Below are 18310 nucleotides of genomic sequence, written 5' to 3' on the forward strand. Positions count from 1 at the left end.
ACGTCTTTGTCGGGGAGGGGCAACCGCCGTTGGCTACCTGTGGTGAATGCTTAGCAAGAGCTGCGCCAAATCAGCCGAGCAACTCGCTCATGGCGATAATCTGCTCCGCCACCTGGATCAGCTTCTGCTGGCGGCTCATGGCCTGGCGGCGCATCAGGGTGTAGGCCTCTTCCTCGTTGCAGTCCTTCATTTTCATCAGCATGCCCTTGGCCAACTCGATACGTTTGCGCTCGGCCAACTGCTGGTCGCGGGCTTGAAGCTGCGCGCGCAAGGCCTGATCGCTTTCGAAGCGGGCCATGGCCACATCAAGGATCGGCTGCAGGCGCTGGGCCTGGATGCCTTCGACGATGTAGGCGCTGACGCCGGACTTGATCGCCTGGCGCATCACGTTCGGGTCGTGTTCGTCGGTGAACATCACGATGGGCCGGGGTTGGTCACGGCTGACCAGCACCACTTGCTCCATCACATCGCGCCCCGGTGACTCGGTATCGATCAGGATCACATCCGGGCGCACCGTTTCGACGCGTGCGGGCAGGTCAATGGTCAGGCCGGACTCGTCGATCACGTCAAAACCGGCTTCGATCAGCGCAGTCTTGAGTCGGCCTACCTTGCGTGGGGTGTCGTTGATCAGCAGGATTCGCAACATGGAGGTCCTCCTGTCAGCGCAAGGCTTGGCGGTGGGTCGGATCGGCCAGCGCATGCAGCCGGAAGCTGCGGGCATAGCCGGCGGGGTCGGAACCGTCCCAGATTTTGCCGTCGATCAGTTGGCTGCTGCGCATGTCCTGGTCGTTCGTGGCGATCCCCAGTCCATCGGCGGCCTGGCGATACAGCGCCAGTTGCTGCACCTGGCGCGCAACACCGAGGTAGTCGGGGTCTTCGCGCAACAGACCCCAGCGCCGGAACTGGGTCATGAACCACATGCCGTCAGAGAGGTAGGGGAGGTTGACCTCGCCGTCGGCAAAAAAACGCAGCGCGTGGGGATCCTGCCACTGATTGCCCAGGCCGTCGTCATAGATCCCCAGCAGGCGTGGCTCGATGCAGTCGAGCGGGGCATCGAGGTATTCGCGGCCACTGAGCAGTTGTGCGGTGGAGCGGCGGTTTTCGCGGCTTTCTTCGATAAACCGACTGGCTTCCAGGATTGCCCTCACCAGCACGCGGGCCGTGTTCGGGTTTTGATCCACGAACGCCTGGGTGCAGCCGAGCACCTTTTCCGGATGATCCGGCCAGATAGCCTGGGTCGTCGCCAGGGTAAACCCTTGGTTCTGTTTGACCGCGCTGGCGCACCAGGGCTCGCCGACGCAAAACCCATCGATGCGCCCGGCTTGCAGGTGCGCAACCATTTGCGGTGGTGGGACCACTACGCTGTCCACATCCTGTAATGGATGAATGCCCTGGCTTGCCAGCCAGTAATACAGCCACATCGCATGGGTGCCTGTGGGAAATGTCTGGGCGAAGGTCAGTTTTGTTCGGCTTTGGTGCACGTGGCGATCCAGTGCCTCAGGAGTGATCACCCCCTGTTGTTGCAAACCGTGGGACAGGTTGATGCTTTGGCCGTTCTGGTTGAGCCCCATCAGCACGGCCATGTCGGTGGGCGCGACACCACCGATACCCAGGTGCACGGCGTAGATCAGCCCGTACAGGCTGTGGGCGGCGTCCAGTTCGCCGCTGACCAGTTTGTCGCGCAGGTTGGCCCAGGACGATTGGCGCTTGAGGTTCAAGGTCAGGCCATAGGGTTGCGCGAAGCCCTGGGTGGCCGCCACCACCATCGAGGCGCAGTCACTCAAGGCCATGAAGCCCAGGTCGAGGCTGCCTTTTTCCGGTGCATCACTGCCGTTGACCCAGGCCAGCGGGTCGTTCATCGGGCTGTTGCCCACCGAATCGTTCATCTACACCTACCTTTTCTTTCAAAAAAAAGCGTCGTTCCCTCAGATGGCGATGTAAGCCAATGCGGGTAACGACGCCTTTGTCCGTAAGCTCGCTCCGCCTTTGGTGCGTGCTCTGATACAGAGTTCATAGCAAGGCACATGCCACGGCCGAGTGGACCTGGAGACTCATCAACTTTCCATCAAGATTGAAAGCGGGCGGGCTCTCAGTATGGCGACTCTCCCACTGCCAGACCGCCGAGGAACGCCCACGGTGTACGCCGAAGTCCCAGCAACGATGCCTCGCCTCTGGCTATACCGTCGACTGTTGTTTGTCGCGCTGCTCTTGATCAACACGCGGGCCTGGGGCGAGCTTTACCAAGCGCAGGACCAAAGCCTGCATACCGTGTTCACTGCGCTGTCGGTGCCACTTGGGTTGCCCATCGTTGTGAGTCGCGAAGTCGCACGCAAACGGCTCAGCGCAGCACTGGATTTCGATGCGCCACAACAGGCTCTGGAGGCGCTTGCACTTGAGCAAGGGTTGATCTGGTACAGCGACGGGCAAGCGCTGCATGTCTATGACGCAGGCGAAGCAAAAAGTTCTGCGGTGACCTTGCGGCATATCTCGGTCGACAGGCTACGTAGCCTGATGCGCCGCTCCGGCCTCGATGAATCACGTTATCCATTGCGTGAAAGTGGAGCGCGCACGTTCTATGTGTCCGGACCACCGAATTATATCGACCAGGTACTGCGCCTGGCTCAGTTGATGGACCGCAAAAGGGCTGACTTGCGAGTGGGCGCTCAGTCCTTTGCCGTCGTCCAAGTGCTCAATACCGATGTGGTGGATCGACAGTACGGCACGCGCGACAACCCGGTCACCGTGCCGGGGATGGCGACGATGATCGAGACCCTGTTGGCCAGCGAGCAAAAGGGGTTGCTCTCGGACAAGAGCCTGGGCGTGATCGCGTACCCGGACAGCAACAGCCTGTTGATCAAGGGCAAGCCGGCCCAAGTGAGTTTCATCCAGAAACTGGTGGCGGAACTCGACGTGCCCAAGCGAGCGATCGAGGTCTCGCTTTGGCTGGTGGATGTTGAACGCGATGAATTGAAGAAACTGGGCCTGGACTCGGATGAAGAACCGAAGGCGTCGACCACGCGAGTCTTGGCCCCCTTGGACGATAGCCTCCTCATGGCAAAGGTCGCTGCATTGGAGCGTCGCCGACGAGCGAAGGTGGCGACGTTGCCGGTGATTCTCACCCAGGAGAATGTGCCGGCGGTGTTCCAGGACAACCACACGTTTTACATGCCGCCCCGCGGAGACAATCGCGCCGACTGGAAACCGCTGCGTTATGGCACCCAGGTCAGCGTGCTGCCACGTTTTGCGCAGGGTAACCAGATTGAAATGCGCCTTGAGGTGGACGAAGGGCGTCAGATGAGTGAGGCGGGGCAGCGTGAAAAAAACGCGGCGGTGGGGCGGGTGGGTATCAACAGCGTGGTCCGAGTGCCTCAGGGCAGACGCCTATGGCTAGGTGCGTTTCAGCGGGAATCTGAAGGGCGGGGGGCGGGTCGTCCAGCCCAAGTACGCCTGTTTGTGATCCAGGCCAGGGCGGTGGGCAGCGAGTTGAAGGGGTTGGAAGAGGCAGGAGGGCCACCACCCCTGACTGCGGCGCAATACGAGCGTGTCCAGCGTGCATTTGTGCGACCGCAGCGCGATGTCTCACCGTAAACAAGGTGTTAACTCATGCATCTGGAAATTCTTCTACAGGAACAACTGATCAGCCGCAGGCGGCTGGCTGCCTTTGCGCCCGGAAAGGTGTTGCCGCTGATGCCGGAGATCATCCACTGCGTGGAGGTTCGGGTGAATGGGCAGTTGTTGGCGTTGGGCGAGTTGGTGCAATTGGAAGACCGGCTAGGGGTTGAGTTGCATGAGGTATATCAGGCGTGGCTGCCTGTCGAAGAGGGATAGCGAAACGTCTTACAGCATGTTTTCAAAAGCCGCTGGATATATGGGTTTTTTCCTAGCGTGAGTCGTGAGCCGGTTTTTTATAGTCGTGACATGGGCACATGAGTCAGTGATTGAAATGAGGACGTCAATGTCAGCAGTTGGATGCCGAGGTAACCATGGCCGTCATGGATGATGGAGGGACGGCGGTTTCCCTGGTGTTTGCGCGTTGGACCCTGCATGACCACGGTCGCCTGACGGGCGAGGGGTCGGATGTCCAGTTACCCCCTAAGGAGTGGCAAGTATTACGGCTGCTGTTGGTCTCTGATGGTACGTTGATGACCAAGGATCGCTTGCTCGAACTGGGCTGGCCGCAGGGAGAGGTTGCCGAGGAGTCGTTGACGCGCTGCATCTACTCGCTGCGTAAATACCTCGGTGCAGATAAGGGGTTTATCAAGACGATCTACGGTCGGGGATATCGTTTTACCTGTCCGGTGAGCACGGTGTCGGGGCGTGCGCAACAGGTGTGTTCGGCCTGCGGCCAAGTCAGCCAGGGGTTGTTGAAGCGTGGTTAGGTTCTGGAGCACGGGCTGGGTGTTGGGTGCCATGATGGTCAGTCAGCAAGCGTTGGCCTACTGTTGGAAAGAGGCCGCGACGCAATACAACATCGAGCCGGAGTTGCTGCAAGCGATCGCGGTCGTGGAGTCGGGTAATCGTGCGCAAGTGATGAATCATGCCAACCGTAATGGCACCCGAGACATCGGCCTGATGCAGATCAACAGCATTCATCTGCCACGCTTGCTCAAGCAGGGCATTACCGAGGATCGCTTGATCAATGAGCCCTGCCTGTCGGTTGAGGTGGGGGCTTCGATCCTGGCCGAGTTCATCCAGCGCTTTGGCTACAACTGGACGGCAGTGGGTTCCTACAACGTGGGGACAGGCACCGGGCCCGAGCGCGAGGCGTTGCGCATGCAGTATGCGCAGAAAATATGGGCGTATTACGAGCAGTTGGTCGCGCACCGTCACTGACTATTGAGGTTCACGCCTCGCGCGCTACCTGTCACCCCGGCTATAATCGCCGCCACCTTTCGCCGCCACCGAGTCTAGCCCGCCCATGTATACCCTGGCCCGCCAGCTGTTGTTCAAACTTTCCCCGGAAACTTCCCACGATCTGTCCCTGGACCTGATCGGTGCCGGTGGACGCCTGGGGCTCAATGGCCTGGTATGCAAGGCACCGGCGAAAATGCCGGTCTCGGTGATGGGGCTCGACTTCCCCAACCCGGTCGGGCTGGCGGCCGGTCTGGATAAAAACGGTGCGGCCATCGATGGCTTTGCGCAGTTGGGTTTCGGTTTCGTCGAAATCGGCACCGTGACCCCACGACCACAGCCGGGCAACCCCAAGCCACGCATCTTCCGCCTGCCGGAAGCCGAGGCGATCATCAACCGTATGGGCTTCAACAACCTGGGCGTTGATCATCTGCTGTCGCGGGTTCAGGCGGCGAAGTACAAGGGCATCCTCGGTATCAATATCGGCAAGAACTTCGATACGCCGGTCGAGCGTGCCGTCGATGATTACTTGATCTGCCTGGACAAGGTCTACGCCCACGCCAGCTATGTCACGGTCAACGTCAGTTCGCCCAACACCCCGGGCCTGCGCAGCCTGCAGTTCGGTGATTCCCTCAAGCAATTGCTCGAAGCCCTGCGCCAGCGCCAGGAAGACCTGGCCGTGCGCCATGGCAAGCGCGTGCCGCTGGCGATCAAGATTGCCCCGGACATGAGCGACGAAGAAACCGTATTGGTCGCCCAAGCCCTGGTGGACGCTGGCATGGACGCGGTGATCGCGACCAACACCACCCTCAGCCGCGTAGGTGTCGAAGGCTTGGCCCATGGTGACGAGGCGGGTGGCCTGTCGGGCGCGCCGGTGCGTGAGCAGAGCACCCATATCGTCAAGGTGCTGGCCGCCGAGCTGGCTGGACGTTTGCCGATCATCGCCGCAGGAGGCGTCACCGAAGGCAAGCACGCAGCCGAGAAGATCGCCGCGGGTGCCAGCCTGGTGCAGTTGTACTCTGGGTTTATCTACAAGGGCCCGGCGTTGATCCGCCAGTCGGTGGACGCGATCGCAGCATTACCGAAACAGTAGGAGTCCGGCTTGCCGGCGATGGTGTATCCAAGATCAACGTCGATTCCTAAGGCCTCATCGCCGGCAAGCCGGCTCCTACAGGCCCATTAAAAAGGGCTCCATTAAGGAGCCCCCTGGGCCGAAGCCCGCCGCCCGGATAGGACGTGCGTGGTTAAGTCGTTACATCTTCATCGGTGGTGATGTCGGAATGAGTTGCCCTTGATTAGCCGACGGCGTGAAGTTCGTTGAGTCTGTGGATTCCCGCAGTGCCAGTCATACCGTCCCAGTTGTCGCCGCGTCCTTCTCGCCAGCCGTTGATCCAGGCTTGGCGTACCGACGGTAGAGTAAATGGGCAAAGCTCACGGGATTTGCCATGAACGCCATATTGATATCCGCGTAAAAATGCTCTTTCCAACGGATCACGCTTAAGTCTTCTCATAGGGTGTTTCCCTCACTTGTTGACTGTCTTGATATCCTTCGGCCCCGCGTAGGGCCGGGCAGAGTTTTTCTGCCGTTGGTGGGCTCGCTGCCGGCGTGGCGAGCCTGTGTGTCGGCGTCGTTACGGCGCCAACCTGTGTTGAGTTCTAACCAATAGGTCACATGGATTCAATGATCGTTTTGTCATAAGCACGTAACGATAACGATGCTATAGCCATAAGCTGGGATGGCTTTTCGCCCCATTTATCTGGCAAAGCCAGCTATGATGCACCCTGCAAAGAGGATGGGTTTAATCCTTTAGTGAGAATGTCCGCTCGTTGCAGTCGGTTATTATTCGACGAAGGGTCGGAATATTTCTTTTTGTTACAGCCAATTGTTTATCTGCCCTGTCAATAAACGCCCAAGGGCCTGTCGGACGGGGTGGGACGGCACATTCGTGCCACGCGAGCACTCTTCAAGAAAAGTGCTTGATTGAAAACCGAGCCGGCGATGCGTCGCCCGTTCATTTATTGCTGAAAAGCCTGGAATGCCCCATGTCGGACCGTTTTGAACTCTTCCTCACCTGCCCCAAGGGCCTCGAAGGCCTGCTGATCGAGGAAGCCGTCGGGCTTGGCCTTGAGGAAGCCCGCGAGCACACCTCGGCCGTGCGCGGCATGGCCGACATGGAAACCGCTTACCGCCTGTGCCTCTGGTCGCGCCTGGCCAACCGCGTGCTGCTGGTGCTCAAGCGCTTCCCGATGAAGGACGCCGAAGACCTTTACCACGGCGTGCTGGACATCGAGTGGGCCGACCACATGGTGCCGGACGGCACCCTGGCCGTTGAGTTCAGTGGTCACGGCTCGGGCATCGACAACACCCACTTCGGCGCGCTGAAGGTCAAGGATGCGATCGTCGACAAGCTGCGCACCCCGACCGGCGAACGCCCGTCCATCGACAAGATCAACCCGGACCTGCGCATCCACCTGCGCCTGGACCGTGGCGAAGCCATCCTGTCCCTCGACCTGTCCGGCCACAGTCTGCACCAGCGCGGTTACCGTCTGCAGCAGGGCGCGGCACCGTTGAAGGAAAACCTGGCCGCCGCGATCCTGATCCGTGCCGGCTGGCCGCGCATTGCGGCTGAAGGCGGCGCGCTGAGCGACCCGATGTGCGGCGTGGGCACCTTCCTGGTGGAAGGCGCGATGATCGCAGCCGACATGGCGCCCAACCTGAATCGTGAACTGTGGGGCTTCACCACCTGGCTGGGTCACGTCCCGGCGCTGTGGAAGAAGCTGCACACAGAAGCTACTGAACGTGCCGCCATCGGCATGAACAAGCCGCCACTGTGGATCCGAGGCTACGAAGCCGACCCACGGTTGATCCAACCCGCGCGCAACAACATCGAACGCGCAGGCCTGAGCCATTGGATCAAGGTGTACCAGGGCGAAGTCGGCACTTTCGAGCCGCGTCCGGACCAGAACCAGAAAGGCCTGGTCATCTGCAACCCGCCGTACGGCGAGCGTCTGGGTGACGAAGCCAGCCTGTTGTACCTCTACCAGAACCTCGGCGAGCGTCTGCGCCAGGCCTGCATGGGCTGGGAAGCGGCGGTGTTCACCGGTGCGCCGGACCTGGGCAAGCGCATGGGTATCCGCAGCCACAAACAGTATTCGTTCTGGAACGGCGCGTTGCCGTGCAAGCTGTTGCTGATCAAAGTCAATCCGGACCAGTTCGTCACCGGCGAGCGTCGTACCCCGGAACAGCGTCAGGCTGAGCGTGAGCAAGCCGCTTACGATCAAGCCCCGGCTGAGCCGCAAGAGCGCCAGTACAACAAGAACGGCAACCCGATCAAACCTGCTCCGGCCCCGGTGGTCGAGCAGGCGCGCCTGAGCGAAGGCGGGCAGATGTTCGCCAACCGCCTGCAGAAGAACCTCAAGTTGCTGGGCAAGTGGGCCAAGCGCGAAGGCGTGGATTGCTACCGTGTGTACGATGCTGACATGCCGGAATACTCCATGGCCATCGATCTATACCACGATTGGGTGCATGTGCAGGAGTACGCTGCGCCGAAATCCATCGACCCGGAAAAAGCCTCCGCGCGTATGTTCGATGCGCTGGCGGCGATTCCCCAGGCGCTGAACATCGACAAGAGCCGCGTGGTGGTCAAGCGTCGCGAGCGTCAGAGCGGCACCAAGCAGTACGAGCGCCAGAGCGCCCAAGGCAAGTTCACCGAAGTCAGCGAAGGCGGCGTGAAGTTGCTGGTCAACCTCACCGACTACCTGGACACCGGCCTGTTTCTCGACCACCGCCCAATGCGCATGCGCATCCAGAAAGAAGCCGCCGGCAAGCGCTTCCTCAACCTGTATTGCTACACCGCCACCGCCAGTGTGCACGCGGCCAAAGGCGGCGCGCGCAGCACCACCAGCGTCGATCTGTCCAAGACCTATCTGGACTGGGCGCGTCGCAACTTCTCCCTCAACGGTTTTTCCGACAAGAACCGCCTGGAGCAGGGTGATGTGATGGCGTGGCTGGAGGCCAGCCGCGATGAGTTCGACCTGATCTTCATCGACCCGCCGACCTTCTCCAACTCCAAGCGCATGGAAGGCATCTTCGACGTGCAGCGCGACCACGTGCAGTTGCTCGACCTGGCCATGGCGCGCCTGGCACCGGGCGGCGTACTGTATTTCTCGAACAACTTCCGCAAGTTCGCGCTGGAGGACAACCTCAGCGAACGTTATGCGGTCGAGGAAATCAGCGACAAGACCATCGACCCGGATTTTGCGCGCAACGCGAAGATCCATCGGGCGTGGAAAATCACCGCACGCTGATCGCTGCACCAAAAAGCCGCAAGCCTGGATTATTCCGGGCTTGCGGCTTTTTTACGCTGGTCAAACACAGGGCCGATGGCTATAACTTAAGGCCTAGCCAAAGTGACACCCCCCGCACGCTGGCGTTGTGAGTGTTGCCTATGCCGTTGCAAGCCGTACGCCCGAAAATCCTAGGCTTTATCAGTGAGCAGGCGTCGGCTTGGCTGGTGGCATTGGTGGTGTTACTGGCAGGGTTTGCCTTGACGGCGGTTGTCGCCTGGGCGGCCGCCGACCTCTATCAGCAACAGGTGCGCCAGCGCTTTCAATTGCTGGTCAATGAGCGCTACACCCGCCTGCAGGAACGTTTCGAAGACCAGGAGCAACGGCTGAACAGCCTGCGGCGCTTCTTCGTCAATTCCGATGATGTGTCCCGCGAAGAATTCGACGGTTTTGCCCAGCCTTTGTTGTTGCGCGCCCGTGCGTACTCATGGGCGCCACGGGTGTACCGCGAGCAGCGCAGCCAGTTTGAGCAGGACGTCTCCCGCCAGCGCGGCCTGCCTTTCGTGATCCGCGAACTGAATACAGCCGGTGAGCTGGCCCCTGCGCCCCAGCGTGAGGAATACGTGCCGGTGCTGTACAGCCAGACTCAAAGCCTGTTGGGCGCGCCCCTTGGCTTTGATCTTTTGGCCCAGCCCTTGCGGCGTTCAACCCTTGAGCGTGCGCAAAAGACCGGCAAGCTGGCGGTGTCCCAGCCTATGCAATTGGTGGGAGTGGAGCCGGCCTATGCCACCGGGGTTTTACTGGTCGCGCCGGTGAGTCAGCTGCCCACCTCCGATCAGTCGCAGAACGAGCCCTACGGCTATGTGATGGCAGTGATCAGCATGCGCCAGCTGGTGGCCGACGGTCTGCCCAAGCCCGAGCGGGACAACCTGGTGATGCAGATCATCGACACGTCCGACCTGCAGAAACGCGTGCTCTTCGAATCCAGCAATGACGTCGGCAGCAGCGACCTGGTCGGTGCGCGTCGTCTCACGCTGGGTGACCATGTGTACGCCTTGAAACTGCGCCCCAGCCAGGTGTTCGACCAGGCCAACCATTCCTCGCTGAACACCATCCTGACCATGGGCTGCCTGCTCAGCCTGCTGCTCAGTGCCTTGCTCTATGTGCTGGTAAGCCAGCGTCAGCGCGCCGTGAAGCTGGTGGAGCAGCGCACTGCCCAGTTGCGCCTGCGTGAACAGGAACTGCGCGGTGCCCATGGCCAATTGCGCAGCGTGCTGAACGCCGCGACTCAGGTGGCGATCATTGCCACCGACCTGCGCGGCGTCATTAATACCTTCAACGCCGGCGCCGAGCAGATGCTGGGTTTCAAGGCCGAGCACGTGGTAGGCACGCACACATTGGAGAGCCTGCACCTGGCGTCGGAGCTGGAAGCGCGCGCGGCCAGCCTGAGTGTGGCGTTGGGCAAGCGTATTCCCGCCAGCCAGGCGATGCTGGTGGAAAGCCCGGACACCCTGCACGAAGCCCGCGAATGGAGCTTGATCCGCGAAAACGGCACTCAGTTGACCGTGAACATGCTGGCCACGGTGTTGCTGGACGACCATGGTTTGTGGATCGGCCACTTGGCGATTTACCTGGACATCACCGAACAGAAACGTGCCTACGAGGCCTTGGCGGCCCGCGATCGCCTGCTCAAGAAGCTCAGCGCCCATGTGCCCGGCGGGATCTTCCAGTTCACCCTGGAGCCCCAGGACAACTGGAAATTCATCTACGCCAGTGACGGCATGCGTGACATCTATGAAATCGAACCCAAGGTATTGCAGCAGGATGCGAATAAAGTGTTCGAGCGCATCCACCCGTTGGATGCGGAGCGGGTGCGCGCTTCGATTCGCTTGTCAGCATTGCAGTTGAGCCATTGGCGCGAGGAATACCGCGTGTTGTTGCCGCAACGCGGCCTGCGTTGGATTCGTGGCGAGGCGACGCCGGAAGAGTTACCCGCAGGCGGTACGTTGTGGCATGGGTACGTGTCGGATATTTCCGATCTGAAGCGGGTGGAAGAAGAGCTGCGTGCGCTGTCCATCACAGACGCTTTGACTGGCATTCATAACCGCCGCTATTTCCAGGATCGTCTCAAGGCCGAAATGGTGAGGCTCAATCGCACCTCGGGTAACTTGTCCGTGATCATGCTGGATATCGATCACTTCAAACGCATCAACGACCAGCACGGGCATGCCGTGGGCGATGGGGTGCTGCAGGAACTGTGCAAGCGCATCAGCCAGCGCCTGCGCCGCACCGATGTGTTCTGCCGCCTGGGCGGCGAGGAGTTCATGGTGCTGTGCCCGCACACCGATGGTGCACAGGCCTACAGCCTGGCGGTGGAGTTGTGGACGGCGCTGCGCAGTGCGCCGATGGAACCGGTAGGCATCGTCACCGCCAGCTTTGGCGTGGCCAGTTGGCGGGTGGATGAGGGCATTGACGGGTTGCTGCTGCGCGCCGACTCGGCCGTGTATGTGGCCAAGCAGGCGGGCAGGGATCGGGTGGAAGTTGTGGCGAGGGAGCTTGCTCCCGTCGGACCGCGCAGCGGTCCCGTGCAATAAATCAGAGGACTGGAGCGGCCGCCACTGCCTTCGGCTGACGATACAAGTCCAGCAGCACCTGATCCAGCACCGACGAAGCACCCCATGGCTTCGGATCGTTGAGGATTGCCACCACGGCCCAGGTATTGCCGTTGTTGTCGCGGCTGAACCCGGCGATGGCACGTACGGTGTTCAAAGTACCTGTCTTGACGTGGGCTTCGCCGCGCATGGCAGTGGTCTTCAGGCGTTTGCGCATGGTGCCGTCGGTGCCGGCGATCGGCATCGAGCTGATGTATTCGGCGGCGTAAGGGCTTTTCCACGCAGCTTGCAGCATGGCCGCCATTTCGCGGGCGCTGACGCGTTCGGCACGCGACAGGCCAGAGCCGTTCTCCATTACCAGGTGCGGCGCGGTGATGCCTTTCTTCGCCAGCCACTGGCGCACCACACGTTGTGCCGCCTTGGCATCGTCGCCATCGGCGTCGTTACGGAACTGCGCGCCCAGGCTCAGGAACAGTTGCTGGGCCATGGTGTTGTTACTGTATTTGTTGATGTCGCGGATGATTTCCGCCAGGTCCGGTGAGAACGCCCGGGCCAGCACCTTGGCATCCTTGGGCACGGGTGCCTGGATGTCACGGCCCTGGATGGTACCGCCCAGTTCCTGCCAGATCGCCCGCACGGCGCCGGCGGTGTAGGTGGCGTGATCGAGCAAGGACAGATAAGTCTGCGAGCTGCAGCCATCGGCCAACTGGCCGCTGACCGTCACTGTCACGCTGCCATCGGCGGCGGTCACCGGGTTATAGCGTACATCGCCAGTGCACTGCTTGGCGTTGGACACCTTGACCTGATTGTCGATGCGGATGCTCGCAATCGGCGGCTCGACCGACACCAGCACGCGGCCGGAATCATTCCGCGTCACAAAACGCAGGGCTTTGAGGTTGACCAGCAGCGCGTCCGGCTTGACCAGGAACGGTTTGTTCTCGTCGTTGCCATCGTCATTGAATTCCGGCAACACCGGTTGGTTGAAGAAACTACGGTCCAGCACCAGGTCACCAGTCACTTGCTGCACGCCGTTGGCGCGCAGGTCGCGCATCAGCAGCCAGAGTTTTTCCATGTTCAGCTTGGGATCGCCGCCGCCCTTGAGGTAAAGGTTGCCGTGCAACACGCCACCGCTGAGGGTGCCGTCGGTGTAGAACTCGGTTTTCCACTGGTGATTGGGGCCGAGCATTTCCAGGGCCGCATAAGTGGTGACCAGCTTCATGGTCGACGCCGGGTTCACAGAAACGTCAGCGTTGAAGACAGTCGGCGTGCCCGGACCGTTCAGGGGGATCATTACCAAGGACAACGCAGTGTTTTGCAGCTTGGCTTTGGCCAGCGCCTGTTGAACATTGGGCGGCAGGGTGTTGTTGACGGGGGCGGCGGAGACGGAAAAGGCAAGTGGCAGAATAAGACCGGCGAAAAACACTGAACGCAAAGATTTGATCATAAGAAGTAAAACCCTACTGCTGAGGAGGGTGAAAAAGGCGAGGGGTAAATAAGAAAAATCCCTCAATGGTCATGAAAGTGTCGGCATTATGCCCCAAGGTGGATCCACTTGTAGCTGAACGATAGCTGGAATTCGGCGTTTTTTTACACGCAAAGTGCCGCCTGTCCCAGAGAGTCGGGCAATCGCCGCCTTAAACTGCTAAAGTGCCGCCCGTTATTACTTATGAGGATTGTTCCAATGGCGACTAACCGTTCCCAGCGTCTGCGCAAAAAACTGTGCGTTGATGAATTTCAAGAGCTGGGTTTCGAACTGAACCTGGACTTCAAAGAAGACCTGAGTGAAGAAGCTACCGACGCTTTCCTCGAAGCATTCATCAAAGAAGCCATGGAAGCCAACGGTCTGGGCTATGTTGGCGGCGATGACTTCGGTCTGGTTTGCCTGCAGAAGCGTGGCTCGGTCAACGAAGAACAGCGCGTAGCTGTTGAAAGCTGGCTCAAAGGCCGCAGCGAACTGAAAAGCGCTGAAGTCAGCCCACTGCTGGACGTGTGGTATCCGGAAAAGCCGATCAACGCGGCTAAGTGATACTAAAAAAACGGCGACCTCAGGGTCGCCGTTTTTTTATGCCTTGCGCCAGTTCAGAATCAGCAACGTCAACACCCCCGCCACGATTCCCCAGAACGCCGACCCGATGGAAAACAGCGTCAAGCCAGACGCGGTGACCATAAAGGTGATCAGCGCCGCTTCCCGTTCCTTCGGCTCATTCATGGCGATGCTCAAGCCATTGATGATCGAGCCAAACAGTGCCAATGCCGCAATCGACAGCACCAGTTCCTTGGGCAAGGCTGCGAACAACGCTGCCAAGGTCGCGCCGAACACCCCGGCAATCCCGTAGAACACTCCGCACCACACGGCGGCGGTGTAGCGTTTGTTACGGTCTTCATGAGCATGGGGCCCGGTGCAGATGGCCGCGCTGATCGCCGCCAGGTTGATGCCGTGGGAGCCGAAGGGCGACAGCACCAATGAGGCCAGGCCGGTGGCGGTGATCAGCGGCGAGGCGGGAACGTTGTAACCGTCGGCCCTGAGCACGGCGACGCCGGGCATGTTCTGGGATGTCATCGCCACGACGAATAGCGGGATGCCGATGCTGATGGTGGCAGCCAGCGAGAAGTGCGGCGTGGTCCACACCGGCGTCGCCACTTCCAGGTGAAAACCACTGAAGTCCAGCAGCCCCATCAATCCGGACAATACGGTGCCGATCACCAATGCCGCCAGCACTGCATAACGCGGCGACAGGCGCTTGATCACCAGATACGTGAAGAACATCCCCAGTACCAGCCCGGTGCGATGCTGCGCGGCGACGAAGATCTCGCTGCCGATCTTGAACAGAATCCCTGCCAGCAAAGCGGCCGCCAGCGAGGCCGGGATGCGCTTGACCAGTTTTTCAAAGCTGCCGGTCAACCCGCAAATTGTCACAAGGACGGCGCAGGTGATGTAGGCACCGATGGCCTCGCCATAACTCACACCGCCCAGGCTGGTGATCAGCAGTGCCGCGCCCGGCGTCGACCAGGCAATGGTGATCGGTGTGCGATAGCGCAGGGACAAGCCGATGCTGCACACCGCCATGCCGATGGAAATCGCCCAGATCCATGAAGAAATCTGCGCCGTGGTCAAACCGGCGGCTTGCCCGGCCTGAAACATCAGGACCAGGGAGCTGGTGTAGCCGGTCATCATGGCGATGAAGCCGGCGACAACGGCCGAGGGAGAAGTGTCGGCCAGCGGGCGCAAAGGCGCTTGGGTGGCGTCGTTCATGGAGAGGTGTTCCTTTTACCTGGATTTTTGCCGTTGTCGGCACGGATTCAAGCCTAAACTCAAACGTAACGACTCATTGCAATACAGCCGACGGCGCAAACAGCCGTACAGTGTGTTGGCGCATCCGGTTGTGTACAATGTGCCCTGATTTTAGGTGATACTTGCCAGCGACACGCTGTTGCCGTATTACCGTTAATTCGCCGCCGTTCTCCAAACCCGAGTGCCCATGAACGAACAGTTGCAACCTCTCAAGAAACAACCGCGTGCCGGCAAGGCCGGTCGCAGCGGAACCCAGGACGATATCGTCTACGCGCATATCTTCGAGGCGATCCTCGAACAACGCCTGGCACCCGGCACCAAATTGAGTGAAGAGGCACTGGGCGAAATCTTCGGCGTGAGCCGCACCATCATTCGCCGCGCCCTGTCGCGCCTGGCCCATGAAGGCGTGGTACTGCTGCGGCCCAATCGCGGTGCGGTGGTGGCCAGCCCGAGTGTCGAGGAAGCGCGTCAAGTGTTCCTTGCGCGGCGTCTGGTGGAGCGGGCGATCACCGAGTTGGCCGTGCAACACGCCACGGCTGAACAACTGGCCGAGCTGCGCCAGATGGTCAACGACGAGCGCGACAGCTTCTCCCGTGGCGATCGTGGCGCCGGTATCCGTCTCTCCGGCGAATTCCATCTCAAGCTGGCCGAAGCGGCGAAGAACGCGCCGCTGATCAGCTTCCAGCGCAGCCTGGTGTCCCAGACTTCATTGATCATCGCCCAGTACGAAAGCGGCAACCGCTCGCACTGTTCCTACGATGAGCACACCCAGTTGATCGATGCGATCGAAGCGCGGGATGCGGCGCTGGCGGTGAACTTGATGATGCATCACATGGACCATATCGACAGCAAGCTCAACCTCGATGAAGAGAGCGCGTCGGATGATTTGCATGCGGTGTTCTCACATCTGTTGCAGACCAAGAAGCCGGGGCGTTCCTCGATCAAACTCTGACCCTCTTCCTTGTAGGAGCCGGCTTGCCGGCGATGAGGCCCTCAAGTCCTGCGCCGAAGCTGATAACGCCATCGCCGGCAAGCCAGGCTCCTACAGAGAGGGTGCATATAAAAATCCCCGGTTGATAGCCGGGGATTTTTTTTGGGATTAGCGCTGGTGCACCAATTGCCCGGCCGCATAGGTCTGCAACACCGTCCGGTCATCCCCCAGCGTCATCAGTACAAACAACGTCTCGGCAATATTCTTCGCCTGCTTCAAGCGATAGCTCAGCAGCGGCGTGGCGTTGTAGTCCAATACCAGGAAGTCCGCATCGGTGCCCGGTTGCAACGTGCCGATCTTGTCTTCCAAGCGCAATGCACGCGCACCACCCAACGTCGCCAGGTACAGCGATTTGAACGGGCTCAACCGCGCGCCCTGCAATTGCATGACCTTGTACGCTTCGTTCAGGGTTTGCAGCAGCGAGAAACTGGTGCCGCCGCCCACGTCCGTGCCCAAGCCCACATTCAGTTTGTGCTTCTCAGCCATCGGCAGGTTGAACAAACCGCTGCCGAGGAAGAAGTTCGAGGTCGGGCAGAACGCGACAGCCGAACCGGTTTCCGCCAACCGCGCACATTCGTCATCACACAGGTGCACGCCATGGGCAAACACCGAGCGCTCGCCCAGCAGTTTGTAGTGGTCGTACACATCCAGATAGCCCTTGCGCTCCGGGAACAGTTCCTTCACCCACTCGACTTCCTGCTTGTTCTCACTGATGTGAGTCTGCATGTACAGGTCCGGGTATTCCCCCAACAGTTGCCCAGCCAGCGCCAGTTGCTCGGGTGTGCTGGTCGGTGCAAAACGTGGGGTGACCGCGTAGTGCAGGCGACCCTTGCCGTGCCAGCGTTCGATCAGTGCCTTGCTTTCCTGGTAGCCGGATTCGGCGGTGTCGGTCAGGTAGTCCGGCGCATTGCGGTCCATCATCACCTTGCCGGCGATCATGCGCAGGTCGAGTTTCTCGGCGGCTTCAAAGAACGAATTCACTGACTGCGGGTGTACGCTGCCAAACACCAGCGCGGTGGTGGTGCCATTGCGCAGCAGTTCCTTGATGAAAATATCCGCGACTTCTTCGGCGTGGGCCTTGTCGGCGAACTGGCTTTCGCACGGGAAGGTGTAGGTGTTGAGCCAGTCGAGCAACTGCTCGCCATAGGCGCCGACCATGCCGGTTTGCGGCAGGTGGATGTGGGTGTCGATCAGGCCGGGCGTGATCAGCGCGTCCTGGTAGTGGGTGATTTCGATGTCGGCAGGCAGGGTTGGCAGCAAATCGCTGGCATGGCCAAGGGCACTGATCTGACCGTTTTCGATCACCAGCAGGCCGTCTTCGAAATATTCGTAGGAGGCTTCTATCCCCACTTCAGCAGGGTCGGCGATGCTGTGCAGAAGGGCGGCACGGTAGGCTTTGCGAGTCAAAGGCATGGTGATCTCAATTCAAATGGCTTGGCTGCGACGTGAAGCCGGCAGCAGTTTGGCAATAGGTTCGGCGCTGGCGGTGTGCTGGCCGAAATTGGCGTTGTAGGTGGCGATGATTTCGCCTGCGATGGAGATGGCGATTTCCACCGGCAACTTGCCCTTCACCTCGGTGAGGCCCATGGGGCAGCGCATGCGTTGCAACTGCGCGGCATCGAAACCGCGATCACGCAGGCGGTGTTCGAACTTGACGCGTTTGGTCTTCGAACCGATCAGGCCGAAGTAGGCAAAGTCATTGCGTTTGAGCAGCGCGGCGGTGAGTTCCAGGTCCAGCGCGTGATTGTGGGTCATGACGATGCAGTAACTGCCCACCGGGAGGTCGGCAATTTCGTCGACTGGCTCTTCGCTGACGATTTTACGCACGCCCTGGGGGATATGTTCCGGAAACTCCTGATCCCGCGAATCGATCCAGCGCACCCGGCACGGCAGGCTCGCCAGCAATGGCACCAGCGCACGGCCGACATGGCCGGCGCCAAACACCGCGATCTGCGCTTGCACCTGGCCCATGGGTTCGAACAGCAGCACCGTTACGCCGCCGCAGCACTGGCCCAGGCTGGCGCCCAGGCTGAAGCGCTCCAGGTGGGTGTTCTGCTGACCGCGCACGAGCATCTCGCGGGCGATCTGCATCGCCTTGTATTCCAGGTGCCCGCCGCCGATGGTGTCGAAGGTCTGCGCGCCGCTTATCACCATCTTCGAACCGGCATTGCGCGGCGTGGAGCCGAGCTCTTCGATGATGGTCACCAGCACGCAGGGTTCACCCCGGTTTTGCAGGTCTGCGAGGGCGCTGATCCAGTTGTTCATAGTCACCTCTTG

Annotated in this window: 16 protein-coding genes; 9 read left to right on the forward strand and 7 right to left on the reverse strand. The window is 60.4% G+C overall.

Going from position 1 to position 18310, the window contains the following annotated elements; translation table 11 throughout:
• Positions 1-70 precede the first annotated feature (70 nt).
• Both ACP7C6_RS10675 and ACP7C6_RS10680 read right to left on the reverse strand, forming a co-directional pair.
• Positions 71-646 (reverse strand): ANTAR domain-containing response regulator, encoded by a 576-nt coding sequence (locus ACP7C6_RS10675; RefSeq protein ID WP_028617509.1) that lies wholly within the window; start codon positions 644-646, stop codon positions 71-73.
• A 13-nt stretch (positions 647-659) separates the two neighbouring features.
• Entirely contained in the window at positions 660-1886 is a 1227-nt protein-coding gene (locus ACP7C6_RS10680) for a CmpA/NrtA family ABC transporter substrate-binding protein (RefSeq protein ID WP_028617508.1), read from the reverse strand.
• Between the two features lie 274 nt (positions 1887-2160).
• Here ACP7C6_RS10680 and sctC point away from each other — a divergent pair, with 274 nt between their 5' ends.
• The 5 genes from sctC to ACP7C6_RS10705 all read left to right on the forward strand — a co-directional run bounded on the left by sctC (position 2161) and on the right by ACP7C6_RS10705 (position 5944).
• Complete coding sequence (sctC, locus tag ACP7C6_RS10685; protein WP_426108682.1) at positions 2161-3588, forward strand: type III secretion system outer membrane ring subunit SctC; 1428 nt, start codon at positions 2161-2163, stop codon at positions 3586-3588.
• Between the two features lie 15 nt (positions 3589-3603).
• Entirely contained in the window at positions 3604-3828 is a 225-nt protein-coding gene (locus ACP7C6_RS10690) for a FliM/FliN family flagellar motor switch protein (protein ID WP_028617506.1), read from the forward strand.
• Between the two features lie 155 nt (positions 3829-3983).
• A complete protein-coding gene (locus ACP7C6_RS10695; protein ID WP_028617505.1) occupies positions 3984-4379 on the forward strand; it encodes a winged helix-turn-helix domain-containing protein in 396 nt (131 codons plus the stop codon).
• Between the two features lie 31 nt (positions 4380-4410).
• Complete coding sequence (locus ACP7C6_RS10700; RefSeq protein ID WP_426108683.1) at positions 4411-4833, forward strand: transglycosylase SLT domain-containing protein; 423 nt, start codon at positions 4411-4413, stop codon at positions 4831-4833.
• Between the two features lie 85 nt (positions 4834-4918).
• Positions 4919-5944 (forward strand): quinone-dependent dihydroorotate dehydrogenase, encoded by a 1026-nt coding sequence (locus ACP7C6_RS10705; protein ID WP_028617503.1) that lies wholly within the window; start codon positions 4919-4921, stop codon positions 5942-5944.
• A gap of 202 nt (positions 5945-6146) precedes the next feature.
• Here ACP7C6_RS10705 and rmf read toward each other — a convergent pair whose 3' ends face one another.
• Positions 6147-6362 carry a ribosome modulation factor gene (gene rmf / locus ACP7C6_RS10710; RefSeq protein WP_002553055.1) on the reverse strand — a complete coding sequence of 72 codons (216 nt, stop codon included), beginning with the start codon at positions 6360-6362 and terminating at the stop codon, positions 6147-6149.
• Positions 6363-6894: 532 nt separating this feature from the next.
• Here rmf and rlmKL point away from each other — a divergent pair.
• Together rlmKL and ACP7C6_RS10720 are read left to right on the forward strand one after the other, a co-directional pair.
• Complete coding sequence (gene rlmKL, locus ACP7C6_RS10715) at positions 6895-9159, forward strand: bifunctional 23S rRNA (guanine(2069)-N(7))-methyltransferase RlmK/23S rRNA (guanine(2445)-N(2))-methyltransferase RlmL (protein ID WP_028617502.1); 2265 nt, start codon at positions 6895-6897, stop codon at positions 9157-9159.
• 140 nt (positions 9160-9299) lie between these two features.
• The gene (locus ACP7C6_RS10720) at positions 9300-11732 is read left to right on the forward strand and encodes a sensor domain-containing diguanylate cyclase (protein ID WP_122687265.1); all 2433 of its coding nucleotides are present in this window, start codon (positions 9300-9302) and stop codon (positions 11730-11732) included.
• 1 nt (position 11733) lies between these two features.
• On the opposite strand, the gene dacB is transcribed toward ACP7C6_RS10720, so the two are convergent.
• Positions 11734-13194, reverse strand: coding sequence for a D-alanyl-D-alanine carboxypeptidase/D-alanyl-D-alanine endopeptidase (dacB, locus tag ACP7C6_RS10725; RefSeq protein ID WP_353632262.1), 1461 nt, complete (start codon positions 13192-13194; stop codon positions 11734-11736).
• Between the two features lie 237 nt (positions 13195-13431).
• Between dacB and ACP7C6_RS10730 the strand changes: the two genes are divergently transcribed.
• A complete protein-coding gene (locus tag ACP7C6_RS10730; RefSeq protein WP_033900540.1) occupies positions 13432-13776 on the forward strand; it encodes a YggL family protein in 345 nt (114 codons plus the stop codon).
• A 36-nt stretch (positions 13777-13812) separates the two neighbouring features.
• Here the strand turns inward: ACP7C6_RS10730 and ACP7C6_RS10735 are convergent, their stop codons facing one another.
• Positions 13813-15003: a benzoate/H(+) symporter BenE family transporter gene (locus tag ACP7C6_RS10735; RefSeq protein WP_028617498.1), complete on the reverse strand. Its 1191-nt coding sequence runs from the start codon at positions 15001-15003 to the stop codon at positions 13813-13815.
• Positions 15004-15229: 226 nt separating this feature from the next.
• Here ACP7C6_RS10735 and ACP7C6_RS10740 point away from each other — a divergent pair, with 226 nt between their 5' ends.
• Positions 15230-15994 (forward strand): GntR family transcriptional regulator, encoded by a 765-nt coding sequence (locus ACP7C6_RS10740; RefSeq protein WP_015885332.1) that lies wholly within the window; start codon positions 15230-15232, stop codon positions 15992-15994.
• A 147-nt stretch (positions 15995-16141) separates the two neighbouring features.
• Here ACP7C6_RS10740 and guaD read toward each other — a convergent pair whose 3' ends face one another.
• Both guaD and xdhC read right to left on the reverse strand, forming a co-directional pair.
• Entirely contained in the window at positions 16142-17446 is a 1305-nt protein-coding gene (gene guaD, locus ACP7C6_RS10745) for a guanine deaminase (protein ID WP_236320294.1), read from the reverse strand.
• Between the two features lie 12 nt (positions 17447-17458).
• Positions 17459-18298 (reverse strand): xanthine dehydrogenase accessory protein XdhC, encoded by an 840-nt coding sequence (gene xdhC / locus ACP7C6_RS10750; protein ID WP_122687266.1) that lies wholly within the window; start codon positions 18296-18298, stop codon positions 17459-17461.
• Positions 18299-18310: the final 12 nt, after the last annotated feature.

This window comes from Pseudomonas sp. TWR1-1-4 (assembly GCF_049897165.1).
GTDB lineage: Bacteria > Pseudomonadota > Gammaproteobacteria > Pseudomonadales > Pseudomonadaceae > Aquipseudomonas > Aquipseudomonas canadensis.